This window comes from Phytohabitans aurantiacus (assembly GCF_027923225.1).
GTDB classification, from domain to species: Bacteria; Actinomycetota; Actinomycetes; order Mycobacteriales; family Micromonosporaceae; genus Phytohabitans; species Phytohabitans aurantiacus.
The window spans coordinates 86,718-103,499 of record NZ_BSDI01000042.1 but is presented as its reverse complement, the minus strand read 5'-3'; the positions used below and the strand labels follow the sequence as shown (position 1 = coordinate 103,499).

General features: G+C 70.5%; 15 protein-coding genes. 9 read left to right on the top strand and 6 right to left on the bottom strand.

The window, feature by feature from the left end; translation table 11 throughout:
* Positions 1-1,020, bottom strand: a complete 1,020-nt coding sequence (locus QMG73_RS32920) for a 5'-3' exonuclease (RefSeq protein WP_281902242.1) — start codon at positions 1,018-1,020, stop codon at positions 1-3.
* Between the two features lie 127 nt (positions 1,021-1,147).
* Between QMG73_RS32920 and QMG73_RS32915 the strand changes: the two genes are divergently transcribed.
* The 3 genes from QMG73_RS32915 to QMG73_RS32905 are packed head-to-tail and all read left to right on the top strand — an operon-like array spanning position 1,148 to position 3,601.
* Positions 1,148-2,677, top strand: a complete 1,530-nt coding sequence (locus QMG73_RS32915) for an MFS transporter (RefSeq protein ID WP_281902240.1) — start codon at positions 1,148-1,150, stop codon at positions 2,675-2,677.
* A 34-nt stretch (positions 2,678-2,711) separates the two neighbouring features.
* Positions 2,712-3,287, top strand: a complete 576-nt coding sequence (locus tag QMG73_RS32910; protein WP_281902238.1) for a TetR/AcrR family transcriptional regulator — start codon at positions 2,712-2,714, stop codon at positions 3,285-3,287.
* 47 nt (positions 3,288-3,334) lie between these two features.
* Complete coding sequence (locus QMG73_RS32905; RefSeq protein ID WP_281902235.1) at positions 3,335-3,601, top strand: hypothetical protein; 267 nt, start codon at positions 3,335-3,337, stop codon at positions 3,599-3,601.
* Here the strand turns inward: QMG73_RS32905 and QMG73_RS32900 are convergent.
* The gene (locus QMG73_RS32900) at positions 3,588-4,121 is read right to left on the bottom strand and encodes a DUF402 domain-containing protein (RefSeq protein ID WP_281902233.1); all 534 of its coding nucleotides are present in this window, start codon (positions 4,119-4,121) and stop codon (positions 3,588-3,590) included. The genes QMG73_RS32905 and QMG73_RS32900 overlap by 14 nt on opposite strands.
* A 170-nt stretch (positions 4,122-4,291) precedes the next feature.
* On the opposite strand from QMG73_RS32900, the gene QMG73_RS32895 reads away from it, so the two are divergent.
* The 3 genes from QMG73_RS32895 (at position 4,292) to QMG73_RS32885 (ending at position 7,204) form a co-directional block, all read left to right on the top strand.
* Positions 4,292-4,495, top strand: coding sequence for a hypothetical protein (locus QMG73_RS32895; protein ID WP_281902231.1), 204 nt, complete (start codon positions 4,292-4,294; stop codon positions 4,493-4,495).
* A 66-nt stretch (positions 4,496-4,561) separates the two neighbouring features.
* The gene (locus tag QMG73_RS32890) at positions 4,562-5,062 is read left to right on the top strand and encodes a GNAT family N-acetyltransferase (RefSeq protein WP_281902229.1); all 501 of its coding nucleotides are present in this window, start codon (positions 4,562-4,564) and stop codon (positions 5,060-5,062) included.
* Between the two features lie 531 nt (positions 5,063-5,593).
* Positions 5,594-7,204, top strand: coding sequence for an HNH endonuclease signature motif containing protein (locus QMG73_RS32885; protein WP_281902228.1), 1,611 nt, complete (start codon positions 5,594-5,596; stop codon positions 7,202-7,204).
* Positions 7,205-7,417: 213 nt separating this feature from the next.
* Here the strand turns inward: QMG73_RS32885 and QMG73_RS32880 are convergent, their stop codons facing one another.
* Positions 7,418-8,068 carry a hypothetical protein gene (locus QMG73_RS32880; RefSeq protein ID WP_281902226.1) on the bottom strand — a complete coding sequence of 217 codons (651 nt, stop codon included), beginning with the start codon at positions 8,066-8,068 and terminating at the stop codon, positions 7,418-7,420.
* A 247-nt stretch (positions 8,069-8,315) separates the two neighbouring features.
* Between QMG73_RS32880 and QMG73_RS32875 the strand changes: the two genes are divergently transcribed.
* The 3 genes from QMG73_RS32875 to QMG73_RS32865 all read left to right on the top strand — a co-directional run bounded on the left by QMG73_RS32875 (position 8,316) and on the right by QMG73_RS32865 (position 13,813).
* A complete protein-coding gene (locus tag QMG73_RS32875; RefSeq protein WP_281902224.1) occupies positions 8,316-8,600 on the top strand; it encodes a hypothetical protein in 285 nt (94 codons plus the stop codon).
* A gap of 620 nt (positions 8,601-9,220) precedes the next feature.
* Positions 9,221-13,372, top strand: a complete 4,152-nt coding sequence (locus tag QMG73_RS32870; protein WP_281902222.1) for a LamG domain-containing protein — start codon at positions 9,221-9,223, stop codon at positions 13,370-13,372.
* Between the two features lie 3 nt (positions 13,373-13,375).
* Positions 13,376-13,813 carry a hypothetical protein gene (locus QMG73_RS32865; protein WP_281902220.1) on the top strand — a complete coding sequence of 146 codons (438 nt, stop codon included), beginning with the start codon at positions 13,376-13,378 and terminating at the stop codon, positions 13,811-13,813.
* A 110-nt stretch (positions 13,814-13,923) separates the two neighbouring features.
* Here QMG73_RS32865 and QMG73_RS32860 read toward each other — a convergent pair whose 3' ends face one another.
* Genes QMG73_RS32860 through QMG73_RS32850 form a run of 3 tightly spaced genes read right to left on the bottom strand, consistent with a single transcriptional unit; the run spans position 13,924 to position 16,631 of the window.
* The gene (locus QMG73_RS32860; protein ID WP_281902218.1) at positions 13,924-14,646 is read right to left on the bottom strand and encodes a hypothetical protein; all 723 of its coding nucleotides are present in this window, start codon (positions 14,644-14,646) and stop codon (positions 13,924-13,926) included.
* A gap of 57 nt (positions 14,647-14,703) precedes the next feature.
* Positions 14,704-15,363: a response regulator gene (locus tag QMG73_RS32855; protein WP_281902216.1), complete on the bottom strand. Its 660-nt coding sequence runs from the start codon at positions 15,361-15,363 to the stop codon at positions 14,704-14,706.
* Positions 15,354-16,631: a sensor histidine kinase gene (locus tag QMG73_RS32850; RefSeq protein WP_281902214.1), complete on the bottom strand. Its 1,278-nt coding sequence runs from the start codon at positions 16,629-16,631 to the stop codon at positions 15,354-15,356. Before QMG73_RS32850 ends, QMG73_RS32855 begins: the two co-directional genes overlap by 10 nt.
* Positions 16,632-16,782: the final 151 nt, after the last annotated feature.

The following is a 16,782-nucleotide window of genomic DNA, read 5'->3' as shown; positions in this document are numbered from 1 at the left end:
TCAGAACAGGGTGAGCTGGCCCGGGATCGGGCTGGGCCGGCGCGAACGCGGCGGACGTACCGCCACCCGTACCCATTCCGGTGCCTCCGCGACCTCGTCCGGAGGAACGCCACCGGTCAGTGCCCACAACGACGGGCCGAGCAGGATGCCCCGGCCAGCTAGCGCGCGGCGCATCCTGGAAAACTCGAGCGGGAGCCGGATCCCCTCCGGATCGGGCACCGCAAGATCGGTACGCATCCGCATCAACCGGCGGTTACGCGCCACCAGCTCACGCGCGGCCGGTTCGGCCAACCGCTCCGACGCCCGGACGCCCACGGCCGCGCTCACCTCAGCCGCCCTCCCGCCATCCAGCGCCGCCCACGCCGCGTCAACCGTCCCGAACGCGGCAAGGAGGCCGGCGGCGGTCGCCGAACCGAAGCCGGGCACCCCGGGAAGGTTGTCCGACGGATCGCCCCGCAGCGCGGCGAAGTCTCGGTACTGCCACGCCTCAACCCCGCACACGCCCGGCAGGGTAGCGGCCCGGACCAGCACCGCGGCGTCCCGGCCACCGTTGCGGATCCGCAACACCGACGTGCTCGCGTCAAGCAGCGCGAACGCGTCGCGATCGCTGGTGACCAGGACAGTACGCCAGCCGCTGTCCGCGGCCTTCGCCGCGCAACTGGCGAGAACGTCGTCGGCCTCGTAGCCAACCGGAACGAACACCGGAAGCCCAGCCGCGTGCAGCAGCTCCGGCGCCGCGGCCAGCTGCTCCCGCAGATCCGCCGGCTTGGCCGCCCGATGCGCCTTGTACCCGGCGTAGTCGTCCGCCCTCATCGACGACACCGGACAGTCGAAGCCGACCAGCACCGCGTCCGGACGCAGCCGAGCCGCCACATGGGCGACATGCGTGACCAGACCCTTGAGCGCCCACACCGCGCGGCCGTCCCCGTCGCGCAACTCCCCCGTTGCCGCAGCGTGGTACGCGCGGTGCAGCAGGCTGTTGCCGTCCACGACAAGCAGCAGCGGCTCCGGGGCACTCACGCCAACAGCCTAGGGCGCCGCCCAAGCGGCTCAACCCGCTGTCCACTCTGCATGCCTGGCCCGCGACCGAATTTTGAACGATAGTTCTAGTTGTACTATCGTTCAAATATCAGCCGGAGGGGGAACCATGTCAGAGGTCACGGCCATGCGAGCCGATCCACGCCAGTGGTCGGGTCTGGCGCTGTTGGCGCTGCCCACGGTGCTACTAGGGCTGGATGTCACGGTGCTGTACCTGGTACTGCCGAGCATGTCCGAAGCTCTCGAACCGTCCGCGACGCAGACGTTGTGGATCATGGACGCTTACGGGTTCCTGATCGCAGGCTTCCTGATCACGATGGGCACCCTGGGTGATCGCATCGGCCGGCGTCGGCTGCTGCTGATCGGCATGACGGCGTTCGCGGTCGTGTCGGTGTTCGCGGCGTTCGCTCCCAGCGCCGAACTGTTGATCGCTGCTCGTGCGCTGCTCGGGATCGCGGGCGCGACCCTGATGCCCTCGACGCTGTCGTTGATCTCGAACATGTTCCCCGACGTGCGTCGGCGGGCGGTTGCGATCGGGGTGTGGGCGACGATGTTCGCCCTCGGCATGGCCGCAGGGCCCGTGGTCGGCGGCGCGCTGGTGGACGCGTTCTGGTGGGGTGCGGCGTTCCTGCTCGCGGTCCCCATCACGATCATCGTCCTGACCGGCGCGAAAGCGCTGCTGCCTGAGTACGCCGACCCGCAGGCCGGGCGACTCGACCTGTTCAGCGTCGCCCTGTCGCTGGCGGCGATACTCCCCGGCATGTACGCCATCAAGCACGCCGCGGCCCACGGCGTGGACGCCAGCACGGCGGTTCTCCTGGCCGTCAGCGCGATAGCCGGTGTGGTGTTCGTACGCCGGCAACGGCGTCTGGCCGCCCCACTGCTGGACGTCACCCTGTTTACCAACCGGACGTTCTCCGCGGCACTGACGGTGCTGCTGATCGGGCTCGTCGGAGTCGGCGGAACCATGTACCTGGTCACCCAGTACCTCCAACTCGTCGAAGGACTCACCCCGTTCGCCGCCGGATTCTGGATGGGGCCACCCGCGCTGGCGATGTTCGCCGCGGCCATCGGCGCACCCCTGATCGCCCGGCGCATCCGCCCTGGCGTCGTCATGGGAATCACGCTCACGCTCTCGGTGATCGGCTACCTGCTGCTCGCGACCGCTGGGGCCGGTGACGCCCTGATCGTCGTGACAGGCTTCGCGCTCGTCTACCTCGGCCTCGGCGCGATCGCCGCCCTGGGCACCGACATGGTCGTCGGGGCCGCACCGGCCTCGAAATCCGGATCGGCGGCGGCGATGTCCGAGACCGTCCAAGAACTCGGCATCGCCGTCGGCGTCGCCCTCCTCGGCAGCCTCACCACCGCCCTCTACACCACCCGCATGACCCCACCGGACGACATTCCGCCCGAGATCGCAGAGCCGTTCACCGGCAGCCTCTCTGGCGCGCTCTCCGTTGCCGACCAGGTGCCCGCCGAAGTCGTCCAGACGGCACAGGAGACCTTCACCACCGGCGTCAACATCGCCTCAGCCGTGGCCGGCGCCGCCATTGTCGTCGCGACCGTGCTGTGCCTGGTCGCCCTGCGCCACATCCGGCCCCTCGGCCACGACCAGCACGTCGAAACCAACCCTCGGTGACCGGCCTGACTAACCTGTAACCACAGGAGGGAGCATGAGCGACAGCGAAGAACACACCACCGACGGGCGACAAGCCAGAGGCAACAAGCGCCGCGCCGAGATCATCGACGCCACCCTGGCCGTGGTCACCCGTGACGGTGCGGCCGGAGTCACCCACCGCACCGTCGCCAAACAGGCCGGCATCACCGCCAGCCTGAGCACCTACTACTTCGCCACCCTCGACGCCCTCCTCGTCGCCGCACTCTCCAGCGTCGCCGACACCTACACCAAGCGCATCCGCGCCATCATCGACGGCCCGGACGACAATCTGCGCGGCCTGGCCGAACTCATCGTCGAATCCGGCGGCCCCGGACGCGACCGCGCCCTCGCCGAGCGCGAACTGTCCACCCTCGCCGCCCGCAGACCCGCCCTCGCGCCCGTCGCCCGGCACTGGCGCGAAAACGTCGCCGAACTCGCCGCCACCCTCACCGACAACCCCCAAGCCATCGACGCACTCGTCGCCGCCTCCGACGGCCTGTGCACCGCGATCCTCATCGACAACATCCCCGCCGACACCGACTACGTCCACCGCGTCCTCTCACAAGCCATCGGAACACGGCGGGGACATTAGGGGCACTCGGTTGGTCGCGAGGCTGAGCCGAGATTCGAGGACGGTGGATGGGTACTTCGCTGCGGGTGCAGGCGCGTTCCAATCGCTTTGACGAGACCGATCCCATTTGGCTCGCGCAGGCCGACGAGCTGCTCGACGTCCTGGAAGGGCGTGGGGTTGCGGTGTCCCGGGAGCATACCGGTGGGCCGGGGCACAAGGGCGCCGTGACCACCATCGTCCTGGGATCGCGTGCTGCCTTGCCGCTTGCGACGTTGGCCGCTGCCAAGGTCGCTTGTCGTTGGCGTGTCTGGACTGTCGCGCTCAGCCGTCGATGATCGACCATTCGCGGGGGAAGCGGACGTTCATGAGCTGTTCGACCTCGGCGGACGGAAAGTCGAGCCACGTCCGCTCGGCCTGGTCGTACCGTCGGTTCAGGCGCCGGTCCAAGAATCGCTGCGTCCGTACGAGACCGTCGACGGCGTCAGCCGCACTCAGCGCGCCACTCTCCATGGCTTCCGCGTACTCGTGCAGGTCCAGCAGCCGGTAAGGATGGTCCGGCGGGCCCACGATCACGTCGATCCATAGATCGTCGACCGTCACGACGCTTCCGTCGTCAACCACCTTCACCAGGTCGCAGTACCACCAGCCTTGTCGCTCCGGCGGGAAGATCACCGGCTGATTGATCTGGAACCCGTCGTCGAGTAACACGAAGCTGCGCTGCTCCCAGTGCCGGCCTTCGTACTCGAACCCCCAGTCGTAGACGATCACGTCTGCCAGCCGCCGGCCCGCTGCGTGTACTTTCCCGTTCCGGACGACCGTGGTGGGCGTGAGCTGCCCGAGGAAGGTGTCTGTCACGTCCGGCAGTGTGGCAGAGGAGCGGTTTGGCCGAGAACCGTGCTCACAGCGCTCCCCTTCGCACACCGCGACCCACAGCCTTTCGACCCGCTCGAAGGTCGCGCGGATCGCCGCTGGGTCGCCATCGACCGTGGCTGTCAGCACTTGACGGTTGCCCTACCATTCGGACCATGCGTCAGCTCATCGGTGCGGTTGGTTGGGGATTGAGGATCCTTGGCCTACTCGGCATGATCGGCACCGGCATTGGCATTGCCACAAGTGGTGTGACCGGAACCGTTGCGGACCTGGCGATCGTCTACGGCGTGCTCGGGGCGATGTTTGTTGCCGGCACCGTTCTGGTCCGTCTGACTAGGCGCGTCGGCGCCGCATCGTAAACGACGCGACCACGCAGGCACAAATTGGTTTGCGCGGGTTCGGAACCGGCCGCCAGGATCGTGCACATGCCAGACGTCGAGATCGCGGTGCGCCCCTATTCCGACGATGACTGGGACGCGATCGCGCGGATCCACGACGCCGCTCGCCTCGACGAACTCCGCGATTCTGCCGGCCTCGAGGCGTTCTTGACGCTCGCGCAGACCGCCGAGGTCGAGGGGTTGTTCGACGGGCACTTGTGGGTTGCCGAGGCCGACGGCACCGTGGCCGGGTTCGTCGCGCTCGACGATGACGAAGTCACCTGGCTGTACGTAGACCCTCAGCGCTACCGCCTGGGTGTGGGCCGAACTCTGTTACGGCACGCACTCGCTGCTGCCGGGCCCCGAGTGGAGGTCACGGTGCTCGACGGCAATCCGGCCGCCCTGGCGCTCTACTTGAGCGAGGGCTTCGCCATCACAGAGACCCGGACCGGACCGCTCGTCGGTAACGAAACGTTCACCGCGACCGGCCACATCATGCACCGTGACACGGCAGCGCGCACCCCCTCCGACATGAGGTCAGCGGTATGAGCAGTCGGCTGCCCAATCGAAGTCCACAGTGAAGGCGCCGCCATGGGAAACCTGCGTCGCAGGTCTGTGCCCGGCGGGACGGCGAAGGCTTCCAGTGTGTAGGCCGTCTGCGGATTAGAGAGGCCTCCGGGATCAAGTTCAGGGTGGGGCTTTGAGCTACCGCGACGCCCATCGCGGTCCATGCCCGTTGCTCCCGCAGACTCACCCTCCGCGGCCACACAACCAGTTCACCGGCCCGGCATCGCCAGCACCGCATGGCCGCCGATCCAGCCAGCCGGCCACCTATGTGGACGGACGGACCCAGACCGCGAAAGCCATCCAGATCCAAGCAAAGAGAAATGTGAGCTACCGCGACGTCCGCCGCGCTCCATGCCGTTGCTCCCGCGGCCTCGCCCGCCGTCGTCGCACGACCAACCCCGACGAGGGCAGGTCGTGCGCCGCGATCACCATTGTGGACAGACGGCCATCCTGACCCCGGCCGGGTCGCCGGCGGGGCAACGAATGTCGGTGGGTTTCGATAGAATCAAACGTATGATCGAGAGGCTGGTCATCCCTGAAGACCTGGCGCAGATGCCGCCCGGTCCAGGGCTGTCAGCCATCCTCGCGGGCATCGACCGCTCCCGCGTCAACGGCCACGACATGGTCACCGTCATGCAAGCCCGCGCCCGTCAGGTCGCCCACGACCAGGCCGAACTGTTGGCCGACATTGTGGAAGTCGCGCACTGCCCGCCCGGTGTTTTCAACAGCCCGGTCGAGCGGTTGAAGGGGTTGAGCCGGTATCCGGATGATGAGGTGCGGGTCGCGTTGTGCTGGACCCGCCGCGCCGCTGGCGAGCAACTCACCCTCGCTGTGGATGTCGTCGAACGCCTCCCCGACGTCTACGCCGCGCTGCGGGCCGGGCACATCGACATTCCGCGGGCTCGGGTGTTCTGCGACGTGCTGTCCGTGCTGCCGGAAGATGTGGCGCGGGAAGCGGCGGCGCGGTTGTTGCCGGTCGCTGACGGTCTGACGACGGGGCAGTTGCGGGTGCGGTTGCAGCGCCTGGTCATCACCATCGACCCCGACGCCGCCCGCAAACGCCGCGACAAGAGCGTCGTGGACCGGCGTCTGGACCACAGGCTATTGCCGGAGGGCACCGCGTTCCTGGGCGGCACCAACCTGCCCACCGAACGCGCCGCGGCAGCCTCGGCACGGATCGACGCGATCGCCCGCGCCGCCCGCCGCGGCGGCGACGAACGCACCCTGGACCAACTACGCGCGGACACGTTCCTGGACCTGCTCGAAGGCCTCAACACCGCCACCGCGCTGTCCACCGCACCTTCCAACGCGGCGAAGACCCCGACGATGGCCGCGCCCTTCGACCCCGGCCAGGCCGACGGCACGAACGCGCGACCCGGCGTCGGCCACGCACGCGGCACGGCCGAGCAGGCCGGCGCCGGCCAGGCCGACGGCACGAACCGGCAGCCCGGCACCGGCCACACACGCGGCACGGCCCAGCGGGCCGACACCGGCCAGGCACACGGCACGACCGAGCGGCCCGGCACAGCCACCGCCGCCCATGCGCCCGGCGCGGCCGCGGCCGCCAGCCGGCCCGAGCCGGACGCAACGGCCTGCCGGGACACCGCGCCTGGGACCGCCGGCCCAGCCAGCGGCACCGCCGGGCCGGCGCGCGGCGGCGTGGAGCTGACCGTGCCGCTGTCCACGCTCATCGGACTCACCGAGCTACCCGGCGAGTTGGCTGGGTGGGGACCGGTCATCGCCGACATCGCACGACAAGTCGCCGCCCAACAACAACGCAGCCGATGGCGATTCACCGTCCACGACGGCAACACCCTCTACACCGGCGTCACCCGCCGCAGACCAACCACCGACCTAGCCGACCACATCACCGCCCGCGACCGCACCTGCCGAGCACCCGGCTGCCGCGTACCCGCCCACCAAGCCGACATCGACCACATCCACGACTGGGCACACGGCGGACCCACCATCGAAGAAAACCTCGGCACGCTGTGCCGCCACGACCACGGACTCAAACACCACGGCCACTGGAAATACCACCAAATCACACCCGGCCTCTTCCAATGGCACACCGCCCTCGGCCACACCTACCTCGTCCCACCCGAACCCAGACCAGAGACCTAGAGCACTCTGGGGCCAGGTTCAGGATCGGGCCTTGAGCTACCGCGGCAACCGTCGTGCGCCATACCGTCGCTCCCGCGGCCTCACCCACCGCGTTTCCACAACCCGCCGCCAGCCCGCAGCATGGATCGTGGAAGCCTACTGCCCCTCCAGGAGCAACAGTGTCCGTTCCACCAGCACCACCCGGACGGCGACGGACCCTGACCCCAAAGATCTCTAGAAGCGGCCGGTCCAGGGTTCTCCAACGCCGGCGCGCACCGCGGCCTGCCCGGGCGGCAGGTCAAGAACGTCGATCAGGCTGGGATCCTCGTCGACGGCGTGGTGAAGGTGTCCGATCTTGCCGGTACTGCCGTCGGCGTTGGAGGCGCCGATCAGCTGCCAGATTCCATCGTCCGCGTCGTGACTGACCATCAAGACAGGTTCGCGGCGTTCGAAGACCTCGAGGGTTTGGATGCATGTCGTGCCAAGCAGCCAATGCCGCATCCACCAGGCTCGTCGATCGTGCTGCATGACGTAATCGGTGACCCACCAGACGAACGGCAGGTCCTCGTGTGCCCGCGCCTGGTCCGCGACCAAATGGGGACCGCCCTGCGGGACCCGCTCAAACGGCTCGTCGGTGAGCGAGAACGCATGGCCGTCGTCGTTCGCGAAGATAACGGCGTGGAACGTCCCACCGCCCGGATTGCCGGCACCGATCCCGACAGACAACCGGGCGACGTGCGGGTCAGAGCCAGTGGTCCAGCCAAACGCGTACGAGGCCAGCTCACCACGCGGCCCTACGAACTCCCCGAAGGCACGGCGGTCCATGCCCGTGACATCGACCGTCGCCACCTCGACGAGCGCGCCCTCCAACACCTGGATACCCACCCGGGCAAGATAGCTGATCAAAAACCCGTGAACGGCGCAGCCCGTCCACTGCCGCGCGGGACCATAAAATTGACCACGCAGGGACAGGACCCGCGGTCGGCGGACTACGAGATCTTCGCCGGCTCTTGGGGAGCAGGTATGGTCCACCGACGACGACATGGAAGATCTGTACGGCGGATGCGCCCGAGCCCGTGGTCCAACACCGGATCGGACGCGCCGTGTGGACGGCGACTGCGACCATGGCGGAGTGGGCGACGACCCGGACCGCGAGCGCTACCGCCGGCTGCCGCCGCGCGTGCACCCGACCGGCACCGAACACGACGTGACCCCTCCGTCGCCGCCGCCCGAGGACAAATACTCCAACCCGCTGACGTTCGAGGGTGGCATACAGGGATACTCGGCGATCGCGGACTACCTGACGACCACGCCGCGCAACTCCCCACGTCGCGTGATGCTGCGCGTCATCTTTGGCGTCAGCACGCTCGCCGCCGCCCTGTACGTGGCGTACCAACTGATCGACGCCGTGCTGTGAACTGCCCATGAAAGCGGCGACCGGCCTCGCCCGCAGCCAGGCCGGACGATACGCCGCATCCAAGATGGATCAGCGCCGACAGCGGACCAGGTTGGCGGCCGCGCCTTCAGCTCCGGCGATCCGCTGGAAGACCTGCTGCGGCTCGGCAGCACCCGATTGAGGTTTGACGACTTCGCCGGCGTGGATCGTTGCACCGCGCCCGCATGACGATCATCACCATTGACTCCCAGCCGTGGACGCGCTTGCCTTATCCGGCTTGTGAGTCTGCCTCACATTCCATCTGTGTCCACATCGAACGGATAGGCAAGACGATGCAAAAAGCCCGTCCCAGCCGTGTGGGCAGATCGCCTCGCGGCCTACCAGGCGCCGTGCGGCTGATCGCCCTCGGCACAGCTTTGACTCTCTCGGCAACCTTTGTCGAACCATCCCCCGCATCGGCGGCTTACGCGGCCGCGGCGCAGCTCAGCCTGCGAACGGAGCAAGCCAGCACCGAGAGGGCTCGCTTCACGTTCGGGGATGACGAGGGCACCACGGCCAAGAACGCGGCGCCCGGCGGGGGTGACGGAGCCCTCCAAAATGGAGCATCGTTCGCCACCGGCTCGCCGTGGCCAAAGCTCAATGTGACACAGAAGTCCCTGCGCGTCGACGGCGTCGATGACGTGTTGACGACGCCGGTGGTGCTTTCCACGAACCAGTCGTTCACGGTTGCGACCTGGGTCAGGATGGACGACCCGAAGCGCGCGCAGACCGTGCTAGCTCAGAACGGCGCCCGCGGCTCCGCGTACACGCTGAAGACCAACGCCAGCGGGCAGTGGGCCTTCGCGATGTCGCGGTCCGATGTCGACGCCCCGGCGTGGGACACGGCGACCGGCCCGGCGGCCGTGGCCGGGCGATGGACGCACGTGGCGGGTGTCTACGACGCCGCCGCGGGTCAGCTCCGCCTGTACGTCAACGGCGCGAAGGTGGCGACAGCCGCGCACACCACCACGTGGGCAGCGACCGGAGGGCTGCAGGCCGGTCGCGGGCTCGTGGCCGGCAAGGCTGCCGAGGCCCTCGCCGGCAACTTCGACGAGATCCACGCCTGGTCCGCTGTTGTGGCCGACGAGGCGCTCGCCGATCTCGTAGTGACGCCGTCCATCGCGCGAGAAGACCGGTGCGATATCGGGCACTGGCTGCACGCGGGCGGGCCGAAGGTGAAGGCGATCGCGAGTGCCGCGCTCGCCGGCATCGACCAGGACCGCCGCGTCGTCTACCAGACCGAGGGCCTGGTGCCGCACCAGCTCGACGAGGCGGCCGACGAGGATCAGTCCGCCTACATCGCGCTGCACCAGAACCAGACGGTCAGGTACCAGGCGTGGGAGGCGGTGCTCGACCCGTACACGTACTTCGGGACGGACAGCGTCGGCTTCCACACGGCGCCCGCCTACGGCGATGATGTCCACAAGTTCCTGCTGCAGCGCAACGACCAGACCTGGCATGACTACCTCGTGCCGCCCGTGCCGCCCAAGCCCAGCCAGGCCGCGCTGAACCGGGCGCTGGCCGTCGCGGCGGAGATGCGCGCCGACGGCGTACCCGGTGCGCCGGCGGACTGGCAGGTCAAGACCTGGTCGGCGAACCGGATCGAGCGGCTGCTGCGCTTCGGCGGATTCCCGACCGAGGCGCCCGCGCCGGACTCGCTGGAGTTCCGCACCGAGGTCGAGTCCATCAAAATCAACTGGTCGGACTGCGACACCGCTGACCCCGATGGCTCGACCGGCGTGCTGGCCGACGTGACGGCGACCGCCCAGCGGGAGTGGAACGCCGAACTCGCGGCGCACGCCGCCCCGCGCAGCACCATCGTCGCCGCCGAGATCCAGGCGATGAAGGACGTCCGCGCGGCGTCCGAAGCCATGATCGAGGCGCAGGGTCAGGCGTGGGTGGCGGGCCAGCTGCTGAAGTGGCAGAAGTACTGGCTGGCGCAGCCCAAGGACACCACGGGCTACCCCAAGGCGGCCGAGTTCACCAAGGCCAACAACGACCTGACCACCGCGAAAAACCGGATCAACGCCCAGCTGACCATCGCCAAGAACGCGTCCACCTCGGCGGCCAGCCAGGTCACCAAGGTCAATACAGCGCTGCAGCAGGCCACCACCATCGCGACCAGCAACGGCACGCCGCTGTACCGCGGTCTGGCGTACACGCGGCAGTCGGCACAGGTGACGAAGGCGTCCGCGGCGGCCGCGCAGGCGGCGGCGAAGGCCATCGAAACCACCTTGAACGCGGCCAAGGCCGCGGGCGCCGACGGCAAGGCGCTGCAGGCGCTCGCCGCGACCCAGCAGGCCGCGCAGCAGGCGGAGTTCCGCCGGGCCGCGGCCGAGGAGGCCGCCGCGCAGGCGAAGGCCGCCGCGCAGGCAGCGGCCGCCCGGGCGGCGCACGCCGCCGAGATGGCCACCCGGGCCAAGAACGACCGGGTCAAGGCCGAGCAGGCCGAGGCGGCCGCCAAGGTGGCCGCCGACGGTGCCGCGCAGAAGCGGGAGGTCGCCGAGAACGAGCGCGACGTCGCCGCGGCCGCCCGGGATCGGGCCGACGCCGAGCGTGCCAAGGCGAACGCGGCCGAGTCGCGCGCACAGCAGGACCAGTCGCGGGCCTCGTCGGCGCTGTCCGGTGCCCGGCAGAACGAGGAAATCGCGGGCGACCGGGCCGCCGACGCCGACGAGGCCGAAAAACGCGCCCGCGTCGCGCGGGACGGCGCGGTGAAGGCGGAGGAGCGCCGGGACGCGTTGCTGGCGCGGGCGCGGGCATTGGAGGCTGCCGCCGCCGCTGCCGAGGGCACCGCGGACGCGCAGGAGGCGCGAGCGGCCGCCAACGCCGCCCGGGCCGACGCGAACGAGGCCACCAGCGCCGCCACCTCCGCGCGGAACAACGCCAACCAGGCGACGTCCGCGGCTGTCGCGGCGCGTACCGCCGCCATCGAGGCGGACGGTGCGGCCACCCGGTCGCGGGCCGCGGCGAACGGGGCTCAGTCGGACGCCAACACCGCCCGCTCCCAGGCCGCCACGGCGCGCCACGCGGCCGCGGACGCGATCGACGCGGCACTCGCGGCGGCGGAGGACGTCAAGGCCGCCGAGGTGGAGGCCAAGAAGGCGCAGACGGCCGCCATCACGGCCGCTGTCAACGCGGTCGAGGCCCGCAAGCAGGCCGACATCGCGAACGCGAGCAGCGCGCGTACCGCCGCGGAGGCGTGGGCGGCCGCGCAGGCTGCCACGGCGGCGACCGCGGCGGCCGTGGCTGCGGTCAAGGCGGGCAAGGAAGCCATCTCGCTGGGCACGCCGTACCGCGACACCGACGCGTCGGCCGGCATGGCCGTACTCGTGGGTCAGAAAGCAATGACGCTGGCTCAGCAGCAGGCGGAGGCGGCGAAGATCCGGGCCGCCGAGGCCGCGAAGGCGGCTGCGGCGGCGAAGGAGCTGGCGGCCCAGGCCAACGCGGACGCCAAGGCGGCGGCGCAGGCCGCCGCGGCCGCGGCGGAGGACGCCGCGAAGGCCATGGAGTCGGTACGGCAGGCGCGGGTGTCCACGGCCTCGGCGGCGACCGACGCGGCGGCGGCGCGGCGGGCCTCGGCCAGCGCCGACGGGTACGCCCAGCGGGCGGTCTCCGACGCGTCCCGCGCCAACGTGGCGGCCAACACGGCGGCATCCGAGGCGGCGGCGGCCGACGCGGCGGCCACCGAGGCGGAGAAGGACGCCGCGGCGGCTCGCGCCGCGGCCGACGCCGCCGAGAGGGACGCCGCCACGGCGCGGTCCCTCGCATCCCGGGCAGACCAGGAGGCCACCGCGGCCGAGAAGGACGCCGCCGACGCCCGCGGGCACGCGGACGAGGCGGACCAGGCTGCCACCAGAGCCGAGGAGGAGGCCCGCCGGCTGGAGCAGCAGCGGCGCGCCAACGCCCTCCAGGCCGGCTCCGACGCGCCGGGCGGCGGTGGCACCGCCCTGACAGCCGAAGAGGAGGAGCTGCTCCGGAAGCACTGTGGACAGTCCTGTGTGGACGAGTACCGCAGGGCTCTGGCCGACGCCAGCAAGACGGTCATGCAGTGGATCGAGGAGAACGGCGTCGAGGTCCTGCTCGAGGTCGCCGGCTACAACGACCTGAAGAAGTGCTTCACCAAGGCCGACATCGAGGCGTGCCTGTGGACCCTGGTGAACGTCGCGTCGCTGCTCGTGGTGGTCGGCAAGCTGCCGGCAGTCACCAAAGCCATCGTCCGGGTCGGCAACGGCATCACCGGCTTCCTGGAGGCGTCGGCCGCGGGGAAGAAGACCCTGGACCGGCTCCGCAAGGTCATCGACAAACTCAAGAAGAACCCTGCCTGCAAGGTCGGTCTCGCGCGAACCTTCGCCGCCAGCGCCGACAAGGGCTGCGGCACGGTCAACCGGAACGGGCTGGCCGACCACGAGTTCGACCAGGCCAATGAGATCGTCGACGAGTTGGGCGGGCACTTCGAGGGCCAGATCGACGGCAACACCCCCGGCATCGACGGACACTGGAACGGCAAGCCGACCAGCCTGAAGACCGTCCAGCCCGGCTCGGTGAACAACATCCGGGCACTGGCGAACGCGATGACCAACGCCAACAAGTCGGCCAAGAAGGCCGAGATCAGCGACGTTGTCCTGTTCATCAAGGCGCCCGGTATGGCCAAGGCCGAGGTGGAAACGTGCCTGCGGGCCGCCGAGATCCTCGAGCTGGGCACTATCGTCAAGATCTCGGTACGCGCTTCTGACGGTTGGGTGCACTTCTAACACATGGCTATTGAGTGGACGATCGAGTCTGGCTCGGCGGTCTCGCCGGGCCAGCTCGCTCACGCAACGACGAAGCTGCTCGGCGCGGTGCTCGGCACCGCGCCGGACGGCGTACGGATCGACGGCGACGCGGAAGACTTCACGCTGCGGGTGAGCTTCGACGAAGCCGAGGGCGCCGCCGAGGTGACCTTCGACGCTCACGGCGACGGCGACGTCTGGACCACCGTGACGGCGTACCGGACCCAGCTCTCGGCAGCGGTGGCGCTGGTCGCGGCGGTGGCGCTGGCCGACCTCTCCGGTGGAGAGCTGAGCGGGCCTGGCCTGGTGCGCCGGTATCGGGGCGACCTGGCAGACCTCATCGCCGACCTAACCCCCGCCGGACCGGATCCGGTCTCCAACCTCTCGGACCGCTTCGGCTGGACGTTCCTCCCGCCGGCCTGAGGCCTTGAGCTACCGCGACGCCCGTCGTGCGCGAGACCGCTGCTCCCGCGGCCTCACCCTCCGCGGCCACACAACCAGATCGCGGGCAGTGGAACTGGGCCTGCTCGGGGCTACGGGGTGATCGCCGGGAAAGGGGCGTCGTGGTTGAGGGAGTCGATCAGGGTGAGGATCGCCTGAGGGCCGCCGCTCGCGTCGACGTACCGGCTGACCCGGCACGCCGCCTTGGCGTACACCTGCTCGTCACTGCTCGCGGCGCGCAACCACTCGTCGAGCGTCTCCGGCAGTGCCTCCTGTGAGGTGAGCCGGCACCGGTCCCCGCCGGTGTCCGGCAGCAGGTACCGCTCGTCGCCGGAGACAAGCACCGCCAGGCCCTCGTCGAACCACTGGGGCACGTGTCCGGCGTCGAGGCGCTGGTGCAGCTCGACGTGCGACATCTCGTGCGCCGCGATCACCGCGTCGAGGCCGCGCGGCGACAGCATGACCGCGCGGTTCAGCACGGCGACGCCGCGTTCCCCGCCGCCGCCGATCCGGGAGTAGCACTCGGTGGTGTCGCAGGCCAGTATCGTGGGCGAGCTGGCGCGGGCGCCGTAGAAGGCGGCGACCCGGGCGTTCGCCTCGGTGTACAGCGCAACGATCTCCTGCCGGCGGGCCTCGGACAGGCCCCGTTCGGCGTACAGCCCGTCGCGCAGCGGGACGAGGCCGTAGCAGCGGGGGCAGGTCGTCGCGGCGACGGACGGGTACGCGTACGCGAGCGCGCCGGTGGCCGCCGCCAGCACCGCGACCAGTACGCCCGCCACCCAGACTACGACCCGCCGCCGTCGTGTCAGCTTCATCGGCACAGCCTCGCCGGGACGGTTCCGGTGGTGAAGCGTGGCAGCCCGGCTCCGCCGCTACGTGCCAGCACGCAGTCCGAGGAAGGCGAGCACGGCGAGCACCCGCCGGTGGCCGTCCGGGGTCGCCGGCAGCCCGATCTTGTCGAAGAGGTTGGCGATGTGTTTCTCGACGGTGCGTTCGCTGATCGCGAGTCGCTGGCCGATGGCCTGGTTGGATCGGCCCTGCGCCATCAGCCCGAGCACGTCGCGCTCGCGCCCGGTGAGGCCGTCGAGCGCCCCGGGCCGCCGCTCGGCGCGACCGACGAGCAAGGCGACGACCTCCGGATCGGTCACCGTGCCGCCGCGCGCCACCTGGTCGAGGGCCGCGGTCAGCTCCGCCACGTCGGCCACCCGGTCTTTCAGCAGGTACCCGAGCCCGCGCGACCCGTCGGAGAACAGGTCGAGGGCGTACGTCACCCGCACGTGCTGGGACAGCACCAGCACGCCGGTGCCGGGGTGCTCGGTGCGGATCCGTCGCGCGGCGCGCAGGCCCTCGTCGGTGTACGACGGCGGCATCCGGATGTCGACGATGGCCACGTCGGGTCGCGCCGCCTCGACCAGGGCAAGCAGGCTCGGCTCGTCGCCGGCCGTGCCCACCACATCGACGCCGGCCTCCACAAGCAGCCGCCGTAACCCTTCGCGCAGCAGGGCGGCGTCGTCGGCCACGATCACCCGCACGGCAGCTCCGCGCGCACCGTCGTGCCGCCGGCCGGCCCACCGCGTACCGTCAAAAAGCCACCCGCGGCCTCGACCCGCTCGGTGAGCCCGCGCAGGCCGCTGCCCGCGAGGTCCGCGCCCCCGACGCCGTCGTCCATGATCTCGATCATCACCCGGCCCCGCCGCTGTGCCAACCGGACGCGCGCGGCGGTGGCGTGCGCGTGCTTCGCCACGTTCGCGAGGGCCTCCGCGACGACGTAGTACCCGGTCAGCTCGACCGCCTCCGGCAGCCTCCGGTCGCACGCTTGCCATTCGACCTCGACCGGTACCGGTGAAGCCCATGCCAGCTCCGCGACGCCCGCGCGGAGACCGCGCTCGACGAGCACGCCGGGGTGGATGCCCTGGCACAGGCGGCGCAGCTCGTCCAGCGCGGCGGCCAGCCCCGACCGGGCCTCGGCCAACGCGGCGCCCGCCGCCGCCGGGTTGCCGGACAGCTGCGACTGCGCCACACCCAGCGCGAACGCGACGGACACCAGGCGCTGCTGCGCGCCGTCGTGCAGGTTCCGCTCGATGCGGCGCCGCTCGGCGGCTCTGAGCCGCGCGGCGAGGCCGTCCAACTGATCGCTGGCCAGGAAACCGAACGGCACGGCCGCGAACGCGGCCGAGAACACCACCCACAGTGCCAGCGTGAGGTCGGGCGCCAGCCAGCCGCTGGCGAGGTTTCCGACCAGCGCGGCGCACGCCACCAGCGCGGCGCACCAGACGACCGTCGCGGGCCTTCTCGCTTCGCGGGTACGCCGTGCGAGCACCGCCATCACGGTGGCGGCCAGCGCGACTCCCACGGCGGCCTCCACGTCAACCCAGATCGTGGCTCCGGTGGTGGTCGCCACGAGATGCAGGCCGACGGCGTCGACGTAGCCGGCCGCGGCCAGCACACGCGTCCCCTTCGTGCCGAGCCGACCGGTGGGAAAGGCGAGCAGCAGATGCGCGAACACGGCCGCGTACGCGTTGCGCAGCGGCGCGGCGGCCGCCTCCAACACCGGCACGTGCGTCCAGTCCAACAGGTGGACGAACCAGGCCAGGCCGACCGCCACCATGAGCACACCCACGGCCCGCCAGCGGGGACGCAGGCACGCGACCAGGCCGGCGAGGCCAAACGACCACCCCACGACCGGGGTGAGCACGACGTGCAGCACGCTCAAGCCGCCGCCGCGACCGAGCACGACGACCGTCAGTGCCGTTCCGACAACGGCGAGTGCGATCCCCGCCGCGAACCAGGCCCTCCCCATCGTGAGCCACGATACGGTGGCAATCGGTGTGGTCGGCGGCGCCGGCATCACAGGAATCGCTAACTTCCCTCGGCAGCCGAATCCCGCTGATCAGGCGGCTGGTGGGGGTGCCGCCGTGTCGCGGAGGATGAGGCTCGTCGGCAGGCGGATG

Excerpts from the sequence above, each read along its gene's own strand:
- QMG73_RS32915 (WP_281902240.1), top strand. The coding sequence starts at position 1,148 with ATGTCAGAGGTCACGGCCATGCGAGCCGATCCACGCCAGTGGTCGGGT.
- QMG73_RS32910 (WP_281902238.1), top strand. The coding sequence starts at position 2,712 with ATGAGCGACAGCGAAGAACACACCACCGACGGGCGACAAGCCAGAGGC.
- QMG73_RS32905 (WP_281902235.1), top strand. The coding sequence starts at position 3,335 with ATGGGTACTTCGCTGCGGGTGCAGGCGCGTTCCAATCGCTTTGACGAG.
- QMG73_RS32895 (WP_281902231.1), top strand. The coding sequence starts at position 4,292 with ATGCGTCAGCTCATCGGTGCGGTTGGTTGGGGATTGAGGATCCTTGGC.
- QMG73_RS32890 (WP_281902229.1), top strand. The coding sequence starts at position 4,562 with ATGCCAGACGTCGAGATCGCGGTGCGCCCCTATTCCGACGATGACTGG.
- QMG73_RS32885 (WP_281902228.1), top strand. The coding sequence starts at position 5,594 with ATGATCGAGAGGCTGGTCATCCCTGAAGACCTGGCGCAGATGCCGCCC.
- QMG73_RS32865 (WP_281902220.1), top strand. The coding sequence starts at position 13,376 with ATGGCTATTGAGTGGACGATCGAGTCTGGCTCGGCGGTCTCGCCGGGC.
- QMG73_RS32860 (WP_281902218.1), bottom strand. The coding sequence starts at position 14,646 with ATGAAGCTGACACGACGGCGGCGGGTCGTAGTCTGGGTGGCGGGCGTA.
- QMG73_RS32850 (WP_281902214.1), bottom strand. The coding sequence starts at position 16,631 with ATGGGGAGGGCCTGGTTCGCGGCGGGGATCGCACTCGCCGTTGTCGGA.